18 protein-coding genes are annotated in these 18,120 nt (G+C 35.9%); 3 read left to right on the forward strand and 15 right to left on the reverse strand.

What is annotated here, in order from left to right; translation table 11 throughout:
- Window positions 1-189 precede the first annotated feature (189 nt).
- Entirely contained in the window at window positions 190-1,005 is an 816-nt protein-coding gene (gene murI, locus ACGH6R_RS08895) for a glutamate racemase (RefSeq protein WP_411599505.1), read from the reverse strand.
- A 212-nt stretch (window positions 1,006-1,217) separates the two neighbouring features.
- On the opposite strand from murI, the gene metK reads away from it, so the two are divergent.
- From metK to ACGH6R_RS08910, 3 genes are all read left to right on the forward strand, one after another.
- The gene (gene metK, locus ACGH6R_RS08900; protein ID WP_267352161.1) at window positions 1,218-2,369 is read left to right on the forward strand and encodes a methionine adenosyltransferase; all 1,152 of its coding nucleotides are present in this window, start codon (window positions 1,218-1,220) and stop codon (window positions 2,367-2,369) included.
- Window positions 2,353-2,856: a SprT family zinc-dependent metalloprotease gene (locus ACGH6R_RS08905; RefSeq protein WP_411599506.1), complete on the forward strand. Its 504-nt coding sequence runs from the start codon at window positions 2,353-2,355 to the stop codon at window positions 2,854-2,856. The genes metK and ACGH6R_RS08905 overlap by 17 nt, the downstream gene beginning before the upstream one ends.
- A 273-nt stretch (window positions 2,857-3,129) precedes the next feature.
- Window positions 3,130-3,972 carry a 23S rRNA (adenine(2030)-N(6))-methyltransferase RlmJ gene (locus ACGH6R_RS08910; RefSeq protein WP_411597372.1) on the forward strand — a complete coding sequence of 281 codons (843 nt, stop codon included), beginning with the start codon at window positions 3,130-3,132 and terminating at the stop codon, window positions 3,970-3,972.
- 68 nt (window positions 3,973-4,040) lie between these two features.
- Here ACGH6R_RS08910 and ACGH6R_RS08915 read toward each other — a convergent pair whose 3' ends face one another.
- The 14 genes from ACGH6R_RS08915 to ACGH6R_RS08980 all read right to left on the reverse strand — a co-directional run bounded on the left by ACGH6R_RS08915 (window position 4,041) and on the right by ACGH6R_RS08980 (window position 18,050).
- The gene (locus tag ACGH6R_RS08915) at window positions 4,041-4,409 is read right to left on the reverse strand and encodes a diacylglycerol kinase (RefSeq protein WP_065559732.1); all 369 of its coding nucleotides are present in this window, start codon (window positions 4,407-4,409) and stop codon (window positions 4,041-4,043) included.
- A 21-nt stretch (window positions 4,410-4,430) separates the two neighbouring features.
- On the reverse strand, window positions 4,431-5,390 hold the full coding sequence (accA, locus tag ACGH6R_RS08920) for an acetyl-CoA carboxylase carboxyl transferase subunit alpha (RefSeq protein ID WP_267352158.1): 960 nt from the start codon (window positions 5,388-5,390) through the stop codon (window positions 4,431-4,433).
- 241 nt (window positions 5,391-5,631) lie between these two features.
- Window positions 5,632-9,108: a DNA polymerase III subunit alpha gene (dnaE, locus tag ACGH6R_RS08925; protein ID WP_267360807.1), complete on the reverse strand. Its 3,477-nt coding sequence runs from the start codon at window positions 9,106-9,108 to the stop codon at window positions 5,632-5,634.
- A gap of 164 nt (window positions 9,109-9,272) precedes the next feature.
- Window positions 9,273-10,517, reverse strand: a complete 1,245-nt coding sequence (gene fabF / locus ACGH6R_RS08930; protein WP_411599508.1) for a beta-ketoacyl-ACP synthase II — start codon at window positions 10,515-10,517, stop codon at window positions 9,273-9,275.
- Window positions 10,518-10,677: 160 nt separating this feature from the next.
- Complete coding sequence (acpP, locus tag ACGH6R_RS08935) at window positions 10,678-10,911, reverse strand: acyl carrier protein (protein ID WP_065559736.1); 234 nt, start codon at window positions 10,909-10,911, stop codon at window positions 10,678-10,680.
- A gap of 150 nt (window positions 10,912-11,061) precedes the next feature.
- Window positions 11,062-11,796, reverse strand: coding sequence for a 3-oxoacyl-ACP reductase FabG (gene fabG, locus ACGH6R_RS08940; protein ID WP_411599510.1), 735 nt, complete (start codon window positions 11,794-11,796; stop codon window positions 11,062-11,064).
- Window positions 11,797-11,815: 19 nt separating this feature from the next.
- Entirely contained in the window at window positions 11,816-12,751 is a 936-nt protein-coding gene (gene fabD / locus ACGH6R_RS08945; RefSeq protein WP_411599512.1) for an ACP S-malonyltransferase, read from the reverse strand.
- Window positions 12,752-12,787: 36 nt separating this feature from the next.
- Window positions 12,788-13,741, reverse strand: a complete 954-nt coding sequence (locus ACGH6R_RS08950) for a beta-ketoacyl-ACP synthase III (protein ID WP_411599514.1) — start codon at window positions 13,739-13,741, stop codon at window positions 12,788-12,790.
- 4 nt (window positions 13,742-13,745) lie between these two features.
- Entirely contained in the window at window positions 13,746-14,792 is a 1,047-nt protein-coding gene (gene plsX, locus ACGH6R_RS08955) for a phosphate acyltransferase PlsX (protein ID WP_267352152.1), read from the reverse strand.
- Window positions 14,793-14,825: 33 nt separating this feature from the next.
- Window positions 14,826-14,993 (reverse strand): 50S ribosomal protein L32, encoded by a 168-nt coding sequence (rpmF, locus tag ACGH6R_RS08960; protein ID WP_025316508.1) that lies wholly within the window; start codon window positions 14,991-14,993, stop codon window positions 14,826-14,828.
- Window positions 14,994-14,997: 4 nt separating this feature from the next.
- Window positions 14,998-15,507 (reverse strand): 23S rRNA accumulation protein YceD, encoded by a 510-nt coding sequence (yceD, locus tag ACGH6R_RS08965; protein WP_267352151.1) that lies wholly within the window; start codon window positions 15,505-15,507, stop codon window positions 14,998-15,000.
- Window positions 15,508-15,763: 256 nt separating this feature from the next.
- Window positions 15,764-16,681: a TPM domain-containing protein gene (locus ACGH6R_RS08970; protein ID WP_411599516.1), complete on the reverse strand. Its 918-nt coding sequence runs from the start codon at window positions 16,679-16,681 to the stop codon at window positions 15,764-15,766.
- An 8-nt stretch (window positions 16,682-16,689) separates the two neighbouring features.
- Window positions 16,690-17,286 (reverse strand): LemA family protein, encoded by a 597-nt coding sequence (locus tag ACGH6R_RS08975; protein ID WP_411599517.1) that lies wholly within the window; start codon window positions 17,284-17,286, stop codon window positions 16,690-16,692.
- Between the two features lie 449 nt (window positions 17,287-17,735).
- Window positions 17,736-18,050, reverse strand: a complete 315-nt coding sequence (locus ACGH6R_RS08980; protein WP_065559744.1) for an antibiotic biosynthesis monooxygenase family protein — start codon at window positions 18,048-18,050, stop codon at window positions 17,736-17,738.
- Window positions 18,051-18,120: the final 70 nt, after the last annotated feature.

An 18,120-nucleotide genomic window follows, 5' to 3' on the forward strand; every position in this document is an offset into this window, starting at 1 on the left:
TGCGTATACTACGCTACACCTTTTTATTCGTCAAGATCTTTTTTCAAAATTTTTGATCCTGCTCACTAACCTCTTTTGCCGCCTGCTTTCGCTGACGCCGTGTCAGTGGATGCGCATTATAGGCACTTCATTTTTTTTTACAAGCAAAAAAAGCAGATCTTTGCTCCGTTCGAGTAAGGTTTAAACACGCTAAATATTAATATATTGATATTTATTAAGTTTATATTTAGTTAATTTGTCAGTTAATTTTTCAACATATTGGTTATAGTTGGTACTCATTACAATATTTTCCTTAGCACTCTTGTTTTCTGCATTTAAATCAAATTGTTCGTTGAGTAAATTATAGACACGAGTAGCAATAGCATTTCCTGAATCAATAAATGTCGCATTAGGAAAAATTACTTGTAACTCTTCTTTGATAAATGGATAGTGAGTACAACCTAATACAATAGTATCTGGTATAACAGGTTCAGAAAGCCACGGCGCAAGTAAAGTTTGTAATTGATTTATATCGACAGTAACACCTTGCAATTTATTTTCTGCAATAAATGCAAGCTCAGATAAGCCAAGTAGTTTAACTGTACAGTCCTTTGCAAATTCTTGAATGAGATTTGTTGTATAAGCGCGTTCAATGGTTGCCTTTGTTGCCAGCAGTCCGATACATTTGTTTTGGGTAATTTGGCAAGCTGGTTTAATAGCAGGAACAACACCTACAATAGGAAAAGAAAATTTGGATCTTAAACTCGGTAAACAGATAGTACTTGCTGTATTACATGCAATAACAGCTATGTCAATTAAATAATGTTTCGAAATATGTCCAATAATTGACGTGACCCTATCAATAAGAAATTCGGATGACTTATCGCCGTAAGGAAACATTTCATTATCAAATGCATAAATGTAATGTAGATTAGGCATCTTCTTGTAAATGGCGTCATATACCGATAATCCACCAATACCGGAATCAAATACTAGCACTGTAGGAGTTGTATTTTTTATTTTCATATTTCTGTAGATGTTTAGCTAATTGATAGGTAAAAACGCAAACTATCGTAAATTGATTAAAAATTAATGCAAGTTATTTTATTACCTGTCATTGAAGAAAAGACACTATTAGAAAAATTTTTTAACTAGACGTCTAGATGGTAAAACTGCTAAAATGAACGCTATTTTGAATTTATATGTTATTCGTACGAATAAATTTAAGAAGGTATTGAATGTCAGAATTTCTATTCACTTCTGAATCAGTTTCAGAAGGTCATCCAGATAAAATTGCCGATCAAATCTCAGATGCGGTACTTGATGCTATTTTAAAGCAAGATCCTAAAGCTCGTGTTGCATGTGAAACCTATGTAAAAACAGGTATGGCACTTGTTGGTGGCGAGATTACAACCTCAGCATGGGTAGATATAGAAGAGTTAACCCGAAAAACAATTAGTGATATTGGATATACCAGTTCAGAAATGGGATTTGATGCTAATTCTTGTGCTGTTTTAAATGCAATTGGAAAACAATCACCCGATATTAACCAAGGTGTAGATCGTGAAGACCCTTTACAGCAAGGAGCAGGTGATCAGGGGATAATGTTTGGCTACGCAACCAATGAAATGCCAAACTTTATGCCAGCAGCAATCAGTTATGCTCATGAGCTTATGCATCGCCAAGCTGAAGTTAGAAAGAAAGGAATACTTCCATGGTTAAGACCTGATGCCAAAAGCCAAGTAACATTAATTTATGAAAATGGCATAATTAAAGGTGTTGATACGATTGTTTTATCCACTCAACATGCAGAAGATATTGAACAAAATGCATTACATGAAGCGGTAATGGAGGAGATCATCAAACCAACCTTACCAGCTGAGTGGTTAACTTCCCGAACTAAATATTTCATCAATCCAACTGGGCGTTTTGTTATTGGCGGACCTATGGGGGATTGTGGGTTAACCGGACGTAAAATAATTGTGGATACTTATGGTGGAGCAGCTCGTCATGGTGGTGGGGCTTTTTCTGGTAAAGATCCATCAAAAGTTGACCGTTCGGCTGCTTATGCTGCTCGTTATGTTGCAAAAAATATTGTTGCTGCTGGATTAGCTGATAGATGTGAATTACAACTATCTTATGCAATTGGTATTGCTAATCCGACTTCAATTTATGTTAATACATTTGGCACGGAAAAAATTGCGCATGATAAAATTGTTGCATTAATTAAGGAATTTTTTGATTTAAGACCTTATGGACTGATTAAAATGCTAAATTTAATTCAACCAATTTATCAAAAAACAGCAAGTTATGGTCACTTTGGACGAGATATTTTTCCTTGGGAACAAACAGATAAAGCGGCTCAATTACGAGATGCAGCAGGACTTTAAACGTATCCCCATAAATTTGCACAACCAAGTTATAGCTTGCCTAAGAAAATACTTAGCGCAAGCTAATCAATTGCTAAATATGCAATTTACCGAACCTAAAATAATTTATAAACCTAAAGGAAGTGTGGCAGGAAGTGCTTTTCTAATGCGTTGGGAAATCCAATTGAATTCAATAATGCTTGCCGACAATGGACAAGTATTTATTGAAGAAGTTGTGCCCCATGAGTTAGCGCACCTAATTGTTTTTAAAAAATTTGGCAACGTAAAGCCTCATGGCAAAGAATGGCAATATGTTATGTCAAATATCCTAGGTAAAATGCCTAAAACAACTCATAATTTCGATGTTAAACGAGACTTTTTTTTATACTATTGTGAGTGTCAGGAGCATCAATTAACAAAGATTAGACACAATAAAGTTCAGCACAATAATATAAATTATTTATGTCGCAAATGTGGTACACAACTTAAACAAAAAATGTTGTCCTAAATGTGAGATGACGAGCACACGTTACCTATAATCTCTTGCCATATACACTTTAAGGCTACAAAGTTGAAAAAATCCCTTTCTGACTTATAATACTCATTCTCCTTATATTTAGGTTACACCGATATCGCAAAATATAGTTTATATGGCTATCAATTTCTGATGATAACATCAGTATTCAACTTTAATTGAAAATTAATGAAAATGACTTGCCTACTTTATTAAGCTTTATCTATTTCACATGCAAAATAATAAACAAATGAGGCTAAATTTTTAATGTTAAGTTATCGTCATAGCTACCATGCAGGTAATCATGCAGATGTTTTAAAACATATTGTATTAACACTATGTATTGAATCGTTAAAGGAAAAAGAAAAACCTTTTTTATATCTGGATACTCACAGTGGTGCGGGGCGATATTTATTAAAAAGTGAACATGCTGAGAAAACGGGAGAATATTTATCTGGGATTAATTTATTATGGCAACAACCGGATCTTCCAAAACAACTTGATACTTATCTATCAATTCTTAAGCGCTACAATCCATTTGATACTTTAAAGTATTATCCTGGTTCACCGCTCATTGCTAAACAGCTACTTCGGGAACAAGATAAACTTAATCTTACCGAATTACATCCAACCGACTATCCTTTGTTAAGGCAGGAATTTAATAAGGATAAACGCGCAAGAGTATTACGTGAAGATGGCTTTGCACAATTAAAATCAAAATTACCTCCCGAATCACGCCGAGGACTGATATTAATTGATCCTTCATATGAGATCAAAGATGATTATCAAAAAATTCCAACGGCGATAAATGAAGCGTATAAACGTTTTGCGACTGGTGTTTATCTTATCTGGTATCCTGTCGTATCACGAACACAGACCCAAAGGATGATTGATGGAATTGTAAATTTAGGAATTAAGCGAATTTCACAGTTTGAGCTCGCTCTAAAACCTGACAATAATCAGAAAGGAATGACAGCATCCGGTATGATTGTAATTAATCCGCCTTGGAAGCTACATGAGCAAATGCAATCGATTATGCCATGGTTAAAAGAGAAGCTGGATACAGAAAAAACAGGCAACTTCACCATTAAAGAGCTAGTATCGGAATAAAAAAGAATGAAATGCGAGTATTTCACTCGCACTATTATCATTCAAATTGTCAATGAGTTAGAAAGAATTTAGGGAAAAAAGTGGCAAGAAAATAAGTAAATCCATAAAATTACCGTTAATAATAACGATAAAAACACGGCTGCAGATCCATAATCCTTAGCACGACCCGATAACTCGTGTCTTTCACTACCGATTCTATCTACCACACATTCAATGGCACTGTTGATAAGCTCAACAATCATCACAACACCAATAGAACCTAATAATAAAATACGTTCATATATCGTGAAATCAATTAGCATGACCACAATATAAGCCACAATCAACAACAATAATTCTTGACGAAATGCGGTTTCATATTTGATCGCTGATTTAAACCCTTTAAAAGAGTACTTTGTTGCATTAATTATACGTTTTAAACCCGTCTTTTTTTCCATAATAATAGTATTCCAATAAGGCTATCTTGCATAACCATAGTTCATAAGGCGTTGAAATCTTCTTTCAAGCAGTACGGATAAATCCATTTCTTCAAGTTCATTAAGATCATTAATTAACTGTTTTTTCAAAGAATCGGATACCGCAAAATAATCACGATGAGCACCACCTAGTGGTTCAGGAATTATTGAATCAATTAGATCTAATTTAAGTAATTTATCAGCTGTCATATTCATTGCTTCAGCAGCAACAGGAGCTTTATCAGCACTTTTCCACAAAATAGATGCACACCCTTCAGGAGAAATAACCGAATAAGTACTGTACTGCAACATGTTCACTTTATCAGCAACACCAATCGCGAGTGCTCCACCAGAACCGCCTTCACCAATAACAGTACAAATAGTTGGAACGTTAAGACGAGACATTTCGCGTAAATTTCTAGCTATTGCTTCAGCTTGTCCTCGCTCTTCGGCACCAATACCAGGATATGCTCCCGGCGTATCAATAAAAGTAATAATAGGTAATTTAAAACGTTCAGCTAATTGCATTAAACGTAATGCTTTTCGATAACCTTCAGGTGCAGGCATACCAAAGTTACGATATATTTTCTGTTTTGTTTCACGACCTTTTTGATGACCAATTACCATAACTGGTCGATCATCAATACGAGCAATACCACCGACGATTGCTTTATCATCAGCATAAGCACGATCACCTGCTAACTCATCAAAATCAGTAAAAATTTCTTTGATATAATCAAGTGTATAGGGTCTATTTGGATGTCTGGCTAATTGTGCGATTTCCCATGGAGATAAATTTGCAAATATTTTTTTTGTTAACTCTCGACTTTTTTTATTTAGTTGTTTAATCTCTTTGTCTAAATTGATATCTAATTCAACTTGTTGTGAATCAATATTCTTTAAGGAATTAATTTTTGCTTCTAATTCCGCTATCGGCTTTTCAAATTCCAAAAAATTGTTCATAACGCTTATGATTGCCTCTTAATTTATTTTGTATTTGTAATAAATACATTATTTAATATAGTATAAAGACTAATTCTTAAAATAAAATTAAGTCAATTTTACTATGTAATACTAATTAAAGTCATCTACATTTATCAGTTATCGACTGGGATATAAAAAAGAACAACTTATTTTTATCCTTAAATGTAGATTTGCTATATTCCTTTATTTTACTTAATAGGAATAATTTTATACTAATTTACTAAAATTCAAATTCAATACGATCATTACCTAGCAAGGTTTTAAGCTCTACAATCAAAGCATCCTCAGGAATAACTCGCCAAGTTGTACCGAATTGTATTCTAACGATCGAGTCATCCCTATGATAGTAAAGATTTACAGGTACACTACCATGTCGATAGGGTTCAAATAGTTGTTGTAGACGCTGCAACATTGCTCTATCAGCTTCACTGTCAGTTAATGTCACCGCCAAACCTTTAACATACTTCGCTCGGGCATCCTTCAAGTCAACCATATCACGTACCGTCATTTTGAATCCACCATTAAAATCATCATGACTGACTTGACCTGTGACTATCAAAATTTTATCTTTAACCAATAAATGCTCAAATTTTTCCAGTGCATCAGTAAAAAGCATACCGTCAATACGACCTGAGCGATCATCCAACGTAAATAAACCGATTTTGTTCCCTTTTTTAGTAATGCGAACTCTAGCATCAACAACAATACCAGCAAAAGTGGCCATTTTTCCCCAACCCGTTGGAGAAGCTTCACTTATCCGTAAACCTCCAGCATAACGATTTAGCTCCTTCAGGTATTGTGTAACCGGATGCCCCGTTAAATAAAGCCCTAAAGTATCACGTTCACCATCAAGTAAAACTTGTTCTGGCAATTCTGGAACAGCTGCATAAGCATGTTCAACTTGTTCTGGTTCTTCAGCTAATACACCAAACATATCTTCTTGACCAATATCTTGTGCTTTAGCATATTGATCCGCCGCTTGCATAGCGTCGTTAATACTATTTAAAATCGCTGCTCGATGTGGACCTAATTTATCAAAAGCGCCAGCCATGGTGAGTTTTTCTAAAACACGACGGTTAATTTTTTTCATATCTGTTCGCGCACATAATTCAAAAATATTTTTGAAATATCCACCACTATTGCGCGCTTCAACTATCGCCTCAATCGGACCTTCGCCCACACCTTTTATTGCACCAATACCGTAAACAATTTCACCTTTTTCATTCACATGAAAATGATACAACCCACTGTTAATATCGGGCGGATTAATTTTGAGTCCCATACGTAGGCATTCATCGACCAGACCAACGATTTTATCGGTATTGTCCATATCAGCCGTCATAACTGCCGCCATAAACTCTGCAGGATAGTGTGTTTTTAGCCAGAGAGTTTGATAAGAAACAAGTGCATAAGCAGCCGAATGCGATTTGTTAAAACCATAACCTGCGAATTTTTCAACTAAATCAAAAATCCGCATAGCCAGTTCTCCATCAACGCCTTGCTTTTCAGCGCCTTCTTTAAATACAGAACGTTGCTTAGCCATTTCTTCTGGCTTTTTCTTACCCATAGCTCGACGTAATAAATCCGCACCACCTAAGGTATAACCAGATAACGTTTGTGCTATTTGCATGACCTGTTCTTGATAGAGAATAATGCCATAAGTTGGTTCTAATATAGGCTTCAAGGATTCGTGCTGATGATTAATATCGGGATAAGACACCTCTTCACGACCATGTTTACGATCGATAAAATTATCCACCATTCCTGATTGTAGAGGCCCTGGTCGGAATAATGCGACTAATGCAATCATATCTTCAAAGCAGTCGGGCTTTAAACGTCTTATGAGATCTTTCATACCACGCGATTCAAGCTGGAAAACAGCAGTCGTTTCTGCATTTAATAGTAAATCAAACGATTTCTGATCATCAAGCGGAATGCGTGTAATATCAACCGCTTCCAGACCTTCTCTTGCCTGACGCTCATTAATCATTTTGATTGCCCAATCAATAATGGTTAACGTACGTAATCCTAAAAAGTCGAATTTGACCAATCCTGCATATTCAACATCATTTTTATCAAATTGTGTAACGGGATGATGACCTTCAGAATCACAATAGATAGGCGAAAAATCTGTAATTTTAGTTGGTGAAATCACGACTCCACCGGCGTGTTTACCAGCGTTTCGAGTCACCCCTTCTAATTGTCTGGCAATATCAATTAATGATTTTACATCTTCATTATTGTCATAAATTTCTTGCAATTGAGGCTCGAGTTCAAACGCTTTTGCAAGGGTCATTCCGGGGTCAAGAGGTATGAGCTTTGCGATACGATCAACAAATCCATAAGGGTGTCCCAGCACTCGTCCCACATCGCGTATAACGGCTTTAGCAGCCATTGTACCAAATGTAATAATTTGTGAAACTGCATCTCGACCGTACATGTCAGCAACATGATCAATCACTAAATCACGTTTTTCCATACAGAAATCAACATCAAAATCTGGCATTGATACCCGTTCAGGATTTAAAAAACGTTCAAAAAGTAAGTCAAAGGCTAACGGATCCAAATCCGTTATTTTCAGTGCATAAGCAACAAGAGAACCAGCCCCTGAACCACGACCCGGACCGACAGGAATATCATTATCTTTAGACCATTGAATAAATTCCATAACGATCAGGAAATAGCCAGGAAACCCCATTTGGTTGATTACGTTTAATTCGGTTTCTAAACGTTCATCATATTCTGGTCGTTTTTGTTGTCTAACGTTAGGATCAGGAAATAAAAGTTCTAATCTTTCTTCCAAACCTTCACGTGATTTGTGAACTAAAAAATCTTCTGTAGACATATTCCCTGTTGGGAACTTAGGTAAAAAATACTCCCCTAATCGAATCGACACATTACAACGTTTGGCTATTTCAACACTATTTTCTAATGCTTCTGGAATGTCAGAAAACAGTTCGCACATTTCTTGTTCTGAACGTAAATATTGTTCAGCTGAGTAGTGTTTGGGTCTATTAGGATCTTCAAGGGTATTACCATCGTGAATAGCAACCCGAATTTCGTGAGCTTCAAAATCAGAAGGAACCAAAAATCTTACATCATTAGTTGCCACAACAGGTAATGCATATTGTTCTGCAAGTTTAACCGCACTATGAATAAATAGTTCTTCATTAACACGTTTGGTACGTACTAATTCAAAGTAAAAATGATCTGGAAAGTTTTCACAATAAAATTGAATAGCATTATCAATAATTGATTGATTATTGCGAATGATTCCGATACCAATATCACTTTCACGACCTGCTAAAACAATTAATCCAGATCGATACTCTGTTAACCATTCTTGATCAACAACCGGAATATCACCGATGTAACCTCTTTCATAAGCTTTGGAAATCAGTAAGGTAAGATTTTTATATCCATCATTATTGGCTGCAAGTAAAGTTAACCGAAAAATATCATCTGGCATTTGTGGATTTTTTATAGCAAGATCAGCACCAATGATAGGTTTGATGCCTTTTGACATTGCTGTGCCATAAAATTTTACAAGACCACATAAATTAGTAAAATCGGTAATCGCAAAGGCTGGCATCTGTAACTTGCTCACCTCATTTACTAATGTGCCTACTTTCGCAATTCCGTCAACCATAGAAAAATCGCTATGCAAATGGAGATGAATAAATTGAGGTTCTGCCATAATTTCCAGTAATGATAATGCTTTAAAATTTATATCAGATTATATCACAAGCTATATAAATATTCTTTTTCTCTTTGTCGATAAGATATAACACACCAAAATAATTTTCAGGAAGGCTTTCGTCGATAATAAAAATTACCGACGAATAATTTCAGAATAAGAAATTAGATTTTTTTGAATAACACTGAACCATTCGTTCCACCGAAACCAAACGAGTTACACAGTGCATACTCTAAATTCTTAACTTGACGAGCTGTATGAGGAACATAATCGAGATCACATCCTTCATCAGGATTATCTAAATTAATTGTTGGCGGTACAGCTTGATCACGTAATGCAAGTACAGTAAAGATTGATTCAACAGCACCAGCTGCACCGAGTAAATGACCAATCATTGATTTTGTTGAACTGACCATAACTTTGCTTGAATTTTCTTTAAAAATACTTTTTACTGCTTGAGTTTCAGCTTTATCACCTGCAGGAGTCGATGTCCCATGCGCATTGATGTAACCAACTTGATTAGGTGTAATACCTGCATCACGAATTGCACATTTCATCGCTAAAGCTGCACCACTACCATCTTCTGGTGGTGAAGTCATATGGTAAGCATCGCCGCTCATTCCAAAACCGACAACTTCAGCATAAATTTTAGCACCACGTTTTTTAGCATGCTCATACTCTTCTAAAAACATGATTCCTGCACCGTCGCCAAGTACAAAACCATCACGGTCTTTATCCCAAGGTCGACTCGCCGCTTTAGGATTGTCATTATTGGTTGATAATGCACGTGCTGCACCAAAACCACCAATACCAAGCGGTGTACTCGCTTTTTCGCCACCACCGGCAAGCATGCCGTCTGCATCACCATAAGCAATCATTCTTGCTGCATGTCCGATATTATGAACGCCAGAAGAACAAGCGGTAGCTATAGTAATACTCGGTCCTTTTAATCCATAAATAATGGATAAATGACCAGCAATCATATTAACGATGGTTGATGGAACAAAAAATGGGCTAATTTTACGTGGTCCGCCATTAATTAGCGCACTGTGATTTTCCTCAATTAATCCAAGTCCACCAATACCTGAACCAATAGCGCAGCCAATACGTTCTGAATTTTCTTCCGTAATTTCGATGCTAGCATCTTGCATTGCTTGAATACCAGCGGCTATGCCATATTGGATAAAATAATCCATTTTACGTGCATCTTTACGTGAAATATTATAATCTTCGCCATTAAAGTTTTTAACCATCGCTGCGAAGCGCGTTGCAAAAGGGGCTGTATCAAAATGTTCGATGAGTTCAACACCACTTTGACCTGCTAATAAAGCTTGCCATGTGGATTCAACTGTATTACCAACTGGAGATATCATGCCCATTCCAGTAACAACAACTCTGCGTTTAGACACATTGTCCTCCAGAAAAGGATTGAGATGAAATTTGAATCAATGAAATTTTTACTTTGAGTTTTCTAATAATAAACATCAAGTTGATATACTTCAACAAGTTAAAGACATAAATATAAACTAGGCGATCAGTTGACCGCCTATTATGAAAACTCAGCTAAAATTATTGATTTGCAGTAATATAATCAATTGCTGATTGAACAGTTGTGATTTTTTCAGCTTCTTCGTCAGGAATTTCTGTATCGAATTCTTCTTCTAAAGCCATAACTAGTTCAACAGTATCAAGAGAGTCAGCGCCAAGATCTTCTACAAAAGAAGATTCATTTTTTACTTCGTCTTCTTTCACACCAAGTTGCTCAACAATAATACTTTTAACTCGCTCTTCAATAGTGCTCATACTCTTTTTTTTCCTATAAAAATCGCCGAAAGTGGCGGTGAATGTAAGTTTATAAAATGTTGAAAAAGATGCAAATCATTTTTCAACCCAATTGCTTAATTTTTGTTCGAATCGTCAAAATATTAACTTATTTTACACTATTCCAATCAATTACACCATATACATGCCACCATTGACATGCAAAGTTTCACCCGTGATGTAAGAAGCTTCATCAGATGCCAAAAATGCCACAGCACTTGCAATTTCAGCGGGTTCACCTAAACGCCCTGTAGGGACTTGTGCTAATGTTAACGCTTTCTGTTCATCAGTAAGTGCTTCTGTCATATCTGTTGCGATAAAGCCTGGCGCAACAACATTGACTGTAATTCCTCGTGATGCGACTTCACGAGCTAATGATTTACTAAAACCAATTAAACCTGCTTTTGCTGCCGCATAATTCGCTTGACCGGCGTTACCCATCGTTCCCACAACTGAACCGATAGTAATAATTCTGCCATAACGCTTTTTCATCATAGTTCGCATTAAGGCTTTTGAGAGACGAAACACAGAAGTTAAATTGGTATTCAAAATATCTTGCCATTCATCTTCTTTCATTCTCATTAATAAATTATCACGGGTAATACCTGCATTATTAACCAAAATATCAATATCACCAAATTCCGTTTTAATTGCACCAATAACCGATTCAATTGATGCTTCATCTGTCACATTCAAAGCATAACCTTTACCGTGTGAGCCTAAATATTGGCTTATTGCTTCAGCACCTTTTTCCGTTGTTGCTGTACCAATAACTGTTGCACCACATGCAACTAATTTTTCTGCAATCGCTTTACCTATTCCGCGGCTGGCACCTGTAACTAAAGCAATTTTTCCTGATAGGTTCATAACTACCTCTTTTAAATTTTTATTTAGTATTTTCTAACGCAACTTCTAATGAAGCTTTATCATTGACTGCACAAGCAGACAATGAATCAACAATACGTTTAGTCAATCCTGTTAATACTTTACCTGGTCCCATTTCAACTAAAAGGGTTATACCTTGTTTTGCCATTTCTTCAACTGTTTCAGTCCATCGAACAGGACTATAAAGCTGAGCAATAAGCGCTGCTTTAATTTGATCTGCAGATGATTCAACTTTAACATCGACATTATTAATTACTGCAAATTTTGGCCTATTAAAAGTAATGTTTTCTAATGCTATTGCTAATTTATCTGCTGCCGGTTTCATCAATGCACAATGTGAAGGAACACTCACGGCAAGAGGTAATGCGCGTTTAGCACCTGCTTCTTTACATAAAGCACCAGCACGTTCAACCGCTTCTTTATTACCAGCAATAACAACTTGACCCGGTGAGTTGAAATTAACAGGTGCAACAATTTGACCTTGAGCGGCTTGTTCACATGCTTTACGAATTGATTCATTATCAAGTCCAATGATTGCATACATTGCGCCTGTACCTGTTGGTACGGCTTCTTGCATAAGTTGTCCGCGTAGTTCGACTAATTTGATAGCATCTTTAAAATCAATAACACCTGCACAAACTAATGCTGAATATTCACCTAAACTATGGCCTGCCATAAAATCTGGTTGTGCACCATTTACACTCTGCCATACCCGATAAATTGCTACAGATGCAGCAAGTAACGCAGGTTGTGTTTGCCAAGTTTTATTTAATTCTTCTACTGGACCATCTTGTACAAGTGTCCATAAGTCATAGCCTAATACCTGTGAAGCTTCATCAAAAGTTGATTTCACAATTGGATAATTATCAGCAAGATCTTTTAGCATACCTACCGCTTGTGAACCTTGTCCTGGAAATACCATTGCAAATTTGGTCATTTTAAAATCCTTGATCACATAAAAATAATTGATTAGTTAAAATCTAATGAGCGCAGAGCCCCATACAAAACCGCCACCAAATGCCTCTAATAGAATTAATTGGCCACGTTGAATGCGTCCATCTCGGACACCTGCATCTAATGCACAAGGTACCGATGCAGCTGAAGTATTTCCTTGTTTATCCAACGTTACAATGACTTTACTCATATCCATATCTAATCGTTTAGCTGTCGCTGAAATAATTCTTAAATTTGCTTGGTGAGGCACCAACCAATCTAAATCGGCTTTATTAAAAGCATTTTCAGTTAAAAGCTCATCAACTAAATTTGAGAGTTCTTTAACTGCTATTTTAAACACTTCATTACCATGCATCGTCATATAAACAGGCTCATTCATATCACGGCGATCAACATAAGGATATTTTAATAGATCCCCGTAACGTCCATCGGCATGTAAATGTGAAGCAATAATACCAGGCTCTTCAGATGCGCCTACAACAACAGCACCTGCTCCATCACCAAAAATAATAATAGTGCCACGATCATCCGGATCAACACCACGTGTTAACATGTCAGACCCCACTACTAAAGCATATTTGATCGCACCACTTTTTACATATTTATCCGCAATATCTAACGCATAAACAAATCCTGAACATGCAGCCGAAACATCAAAGGCAATAACATCACCTATTTCAAGTTTAGCTTGTAGTTCAGTTGCAGAACTTGGAAAAGCATTCACTGAAGTTGCTGTTGCAACAATGATCAAACCGATATCATTTTTATCGATACCTGCCATGTCAATAGCATTAATTGCCGCTTCATAGGCCATTGTTGTTACAGTTTCATCTGGAGCGGCAATACGCCTTTCTTTGATGCCAGTGCGAGTTGTAATCCATTCGTCACTAGTATCAACCATTTTTTCAAGATCTGCGTTGGTTCGTATCTGTTTTGGAAGATAACTTCCTGTTCCTAATATCTTTGTATACATCTAATTATTCGCTCTTAGGTAGTGCGGAAGAAAGACTGGTTGCAATCTTCTCTGGTATATTTGTTTGTATAGCCAAAATAGCTTGTTCTATTGCTGCAAAAAAAGATTTTTGATTGGCACTACCGTGACTTTTAATCACAATACTTTGAAGTCCAAGTAAACAGGCTCCATTATATCGCCCAGGATCCAAATAACAAAAATTTTTTGCAATCTTTCTTTGTATCCATTTGCTCAGTAATTTCATTAAAAATGAATTATGATTTAAGGATAATTTGAGCGAAGACATAAAAATTTTGATTAAGCCTTCTACCGTTTTTAATGTTACATTACCCACAAATCCATCACAGACTAATACATCGGTTTTACCAGTTAAAAGATCATTGCCTTCTAAATAACCGATATAATTAATTTGTTCATTCGATTTTAAAACTGCCGCTGCTGCACGAATTTTATCTAATCCTTTAATATCCTCTTCACCAATGTTAAGTAATGCAACTCGTGGAGTTTCGATCTTAAGTACGGTTTTGGCAAGAATCTCACCCATTATCGCAAATTGTACTAACATATCACTATCACATTCAGCATTAGCGCCAAGATCCAAAACGACTGTATCATGATTATTTAATGCTGGTATAGTCGCAACCAGAGCGGGACGGTCAATACCGGTTAGAGAATGTAATAATAGTTTAGATAACCCCATCAAAGCGCCCGTATTACCCGCACTAACACATGCCTGAGCAGAGTTATCTTTGACAAGTTCCAATGCGATTCTCATTGAAGAGCCTTGACTATGACGAATTGCGTAAGAGGGTTTCATGTCATTCGTAATCACAGTGGTTGATTCTATCAATACCAATCGACCATCATTTTGATACTGTGCAATAAGTTTGGTGTTTTCTTTAGACAAAAAGGAGCTTATTTCTGTTAGATTACCTACCAGAAAAATAGAAAGATTTGGATAACGATTTAATGCTTGTATTGCAGCAGGAACAACAATACGAGGACCGAAGTCCCCGCTCATAGCATCTAACGCGATGGTTAGATTATCCAAAATGTCACCTGAGGATTTCTAAATTCGCAGTAATTATTTAGAAATCACTTTACGACCACGATAATAACCATCAGCGGTTACGTGATGACGTAAATGTGTTTTACCTGATTCATCAACTGAGATATTAGCAACAGTTAATGCATCATGTGAACGACGCATACCACGTTTTGCACGAGTTTTACGATTCTGTTGAACAGCCATGGATTTACCCCTTATTCTTTAAACTAACTAAAATTGCAAATGGATTTGGCTTTTCATTCTCTTTTGGAATATCACCAAATACCATATCTGCCTCTGACACTTCGCAGTGTTTACTATCATGTACCGGCGCAATTGGTAACGAGAGAATAATTTCGTCCTCAAGTAACGCTAATATATCCACTTCACCGAACTCGTTCATCAGAACAGGTTCATAATGTTCCGGTAGTGTCTCTGCTTGAGCATCGCTCTTTACAGGACTAAATTTATTCATCACATGAATTTCAGTGATAAAAGGTTTAAAACAACGTTGGCAAATCAGTTCCAACGTTATCTTCGCATCAATGTTGATAACACAGAGTTTTTGCTCATCATAATCAAAAGATAAGCGGCACTCGATATCACTTTTTGGACTTTCAATCCTTGTTGCACTTTTTGCTGGATAATATCCAACATAATCAAGTCGTTTCTGTGCAGCTTTAATAGGATCTATCGTTAATGGCAATTTATTTTGCATAAAATATGCACATCTACCTTAAAAAATTATTCAGTGTAGCTAAAAACTACACGATGCCGTAAGGCGCGCATATTACCTTTAAATCAAGGTTTCGTCAATGGGATCGTAGAAGATAATTTGTTTTAGTCGTTGATTATTGGCTTGATATTTTTATTACTCCATTATTTCAATAATATAAAAACATCAAATTTGAGATTTTTATTTGATAATTATAAGCCAATTTTAGACAAACAAATTAAAACGATTTCTAATCAATTTACCAGCTACCAGAAGCGCCACCACCACCACTACGACCACCTCCGCCACCGCTAAATCCTCCTGAGCCGCCTCCAAACCCACCACCGCCAAAACCTCCTCCACGGAATCCGCCGCCACCTGAACCACTGCTACCATTTATTCGTAAAAATCCACTCGCAATCGTACTCATGACAAACGCCAAGAATAGTAAGATAAAAGCAATGGATATAGAATGACCATTCCATAAGGTAAACCCACCTACTGATAATCCATTAAGTAGCCCAGTACCCAAATTTCGACTGGCAGAGCGTTTAGACGATCCTAGCGGAATAATACTATTGATAACAAAGCAAATGAAAAAAGAGACCAAACCATAATTAAATAATTTAGCACCAAATTCACCAGCAAGTAGCGTACCAATATCGGATTCATTGCTATTTTCATTACCTAGGGATTCTGAGTTATCTATTTTTTGTTTCAAGACGGATATAGCATTTTTGATACCTTGATAATAGTTATTTTGTTTGAATTCCGGTGTTAATTGTTCACGAATAATATGACTAGCAATTAAATCGGTTATGGTTCCCTCTAACCCATAACCGACTTCAATATGCATACGTCTATCGTCTTTAGCAATTAATAATAAAATACCATTATCTTGTCCTTTTTTTCCTATTCCCCATTGAGCAAAAACTCGAGTCGCGCATTGTTCAATGGTTTCATCTTCAAGTTTTGCAATCATTAATATGATAATTTGAGCACCGTCAGTTCTTGGTTTTTCAAATTCAATTAGGCTCGATTCTAAATCATCAATTTGTGATGGCGTCAGTGTATTTGTCGTATCAATCACCCGCCGGGTAAATTGTGGAATTTCAGTCAGCCCAAAACAAAACCAACTGAATATTAACAATAAGCTAACTGGAAAGTATCTCTTCATTATATTCACTACCCCAAATTAACTGCAGGTGCATTAGAAATCTGTTTTTCATTTTCAACACTAAACTGTTGTTTTGGTTTCACACCTAAAACATCTGCTACCCATTTTGTGGGTAATTGACGGATATAAATATTGAAATTTTGCACTGCTTCAATGTAGCGTCCTCGAGCAACAGCAATACGGTTCTCAGTACCTTCAAGTTGGCTCATTAAATCTTGATATAATGTATTAGCTTTAAGCTCTGGATAATTTTCACTAACTGCTATCAAACGACTTAATGCAGAACTCAATTCAGATTGTGCTTGTTGAAATTTAGAAAATAAAGCAGGATCGGTAAGTTGATCTGCATTTAATTGTATTGAACCAACTTTGGCTCGGGCGTCAGTGACTTGTGTAAACACCTCTTTCTCGTGTGTCGCGTATCCTTTAACAGTATTAACCAAATTAGGGACTAAATCTGCTCGACGTTTATACTGGTTAATAACTTCTGACCATGAAGCTGCCACTTTTTCATCTTGAGTTTGGATACTATTGTAGTTTTTAAAAAAAATGAATCCGGCAACAATAAGTAACGCAATAATGAGTAACACAAGTTTTGATTTCATCGTAAACCCCTTATAAAATTGTCTAATTAATAGGTAACTTAGAAAAACACAACTAATCGAAACTAATAACAATTAAACTAAGGACATCAAAATATAGTTCAATATATGAAATGAGCACTGAATATCATCAATACATAAACTTGAGTTGAATCAGAACTAAAAAGAACACTATAAGTAAAAAAGAAAAGATAGTCAGGAAAAAAGTAATTCAATGTGGATTAGCTTAATTTTTCATTAGTTTTGTATTTTTTTTGAATAAATATACGCTAATCACACCAACATTTTTATAATAGTTAGATTGTATTATAGCTATTTTTATAAACTTTGCGAAGTATAATCATAACTTATTATTAAATTTCATTATGTCACTATTGGATTATTGCTCACATAACCTTAATGAATTAATGATGAATCGGAATATTAGATTTTTGCTTGTTTCATCAAATTTATTATTTTAGTAAAACATCAAAACATTCTAATTGTGCCGGTTCAAAATAGATATCACTATTATTCGGTCGATTATTCGTATTACGATGAGTATGTTTGAAGTGATCTGAATTTACCCAAGCTTCAAAATCAGCCTTTGATTCCCACTCGGCAAATGAAGAAAATAAAGTATAATCCTGTTCAGTTTTTCCTTGTAGAAAGTAAAAGCGATTAAATCCTTTCATCTCTTTCAAATGGCTATCACGATTACGCCATATGTCAATAAAAGTCTCTTCACTACCTCGTTTTATTTTAAAACGGTTCATAACAATATACATATAAAACTCCTTTCATTTCATTTGAGATAAAAAAATAGCACGTGCGATCACGTGCTATTTTAATAACTCG

Source organism: Gilliamella sp. CG13, from assembly GCF_046635805.1.
Classification (GTDB): Bacteria; Pseudomonadota; Gammaproteobacteria; order Enterobacterales; family Orbaceae; genus Gilliamella; species Gilliamella apicola_I.

What these genes read in the sequence shown, in the direction of transcription:
- ACGH6R_RS08970 (WP_411599516.1), bottom strand. Translation starts at nt 16,681, where the DNA reads ATGAAGAGATACTTTCCAGTTAGCTTATTGTTAATATTCAGTTGGTTT.
- fabG (WP_411599510.1), bottom strand. Translation starts at nt 11,796, where the DNA reads ATGAACCTATCAGGAAAAATTGCTTTAGTTACAGGTGCCAGCCGCGGA.
- yceD (WP_267352151.1), bottom strand. Translation starts at nt 15,507, where the DNA reads ATGCAAAATAAATTGCCATTAACGATAGATCCTATTAAAGCTGCACAG.
- fabD (WP_411599512.1), bottom strand. Translation starts at nt 12,751, where the DNA reads ATGACCAAATTTGCAATGGTATTTCCAGGACAAGGTTCACAAGCGGTA.
- ACGH6R_RS08905 (WP_411599506.1), top strand. Translation starts at nt 2,353, where the DNA reads ATGCAGCAGGACTTTAAACGTATCCCCATAAATTTGCACAACCAAGTT.
- murI (WP_411599505.1), bottom strand. Translation starts at nt 1,005, where the DNA reads ATGAAAATAAAAAATACAACTCCTACAGTGCTAGTATTTGATTCCGGT.
- accA (WP_267352158.1), bottom strand. Translation starts at nt 5,390, where the DNA reads ATGAACAATTTTTTGGAATTTGAAAAGCCGATAGCGGAATTAGAAGCA.
- metK (WP_267352161.1), top strand. Translation starts at nt 1,218, where the DNA reads ATGTCAGAATTTCTATTCACTTCTGAATCAGTTTCAGAAGGTCATCCA.
- dnaE (WP_267360807.1), bottom strand. Translation starts at nt 9,108, where the DNA reads ATGGCAGAACCTCAATTTATTCATCTCCATTTGCATAGCGATTTTTCT.
- ACGH6R_RS08915 (WP_065559732.1), bottom strand. Translation starts at nt 4,409, where the DNA reads ATGGAAAAAAAGACGGGTTTAAAACGTATAATTAATGCAACAAAGTAC.
- ACGH6R_RS08950 (WP_411599514.1), bottom strand. Translation starts at nt 13,741, where the DNA reads ATGTATACAAAGATATTAGGAACAGGAAGTTATCTTCCAAAACAGATA.
- ACGH6R_RS08980 (WP_065559744.1), bottom strand. Translation starts at nt 18,050, where the DNA reads ATGTATATTGTTATGAACCGTTTTAAAATAAAACGAGGTAGTGAAGAG.
- acpP (WP_065559736.1), bottom strand. Translation starts at nt 10,911, where the DNA reads ATGAGCACTATTGAAGAGCGAGTTAAAAGTATTATTGTTGAGCAACTT.
- rpmF (WP_025316508.1), bottom strand. Translation starts at nt 14,993, where the DNA reads ATGGCTGTTCAACAGAATCGTAAAACTCGTGCAAAACGTGGTATGCGT.
- ACGH6R_RS08910 (WP_411597372.1), top strand. Translation starts at nt 3,130, where the DNA reads ATGTTAAGTTATCGTCATAGCTACCATGCAGGTAATCATGCAGATGTT.
- ACGH6R_RS08975 (WP_411599517.1), bottom strand. Translation starts at nt 17,286, where the DNA reads ATGAAATCAAAACTTGTGTTACTCATTATTGCGTTACTTATTGTTGCC.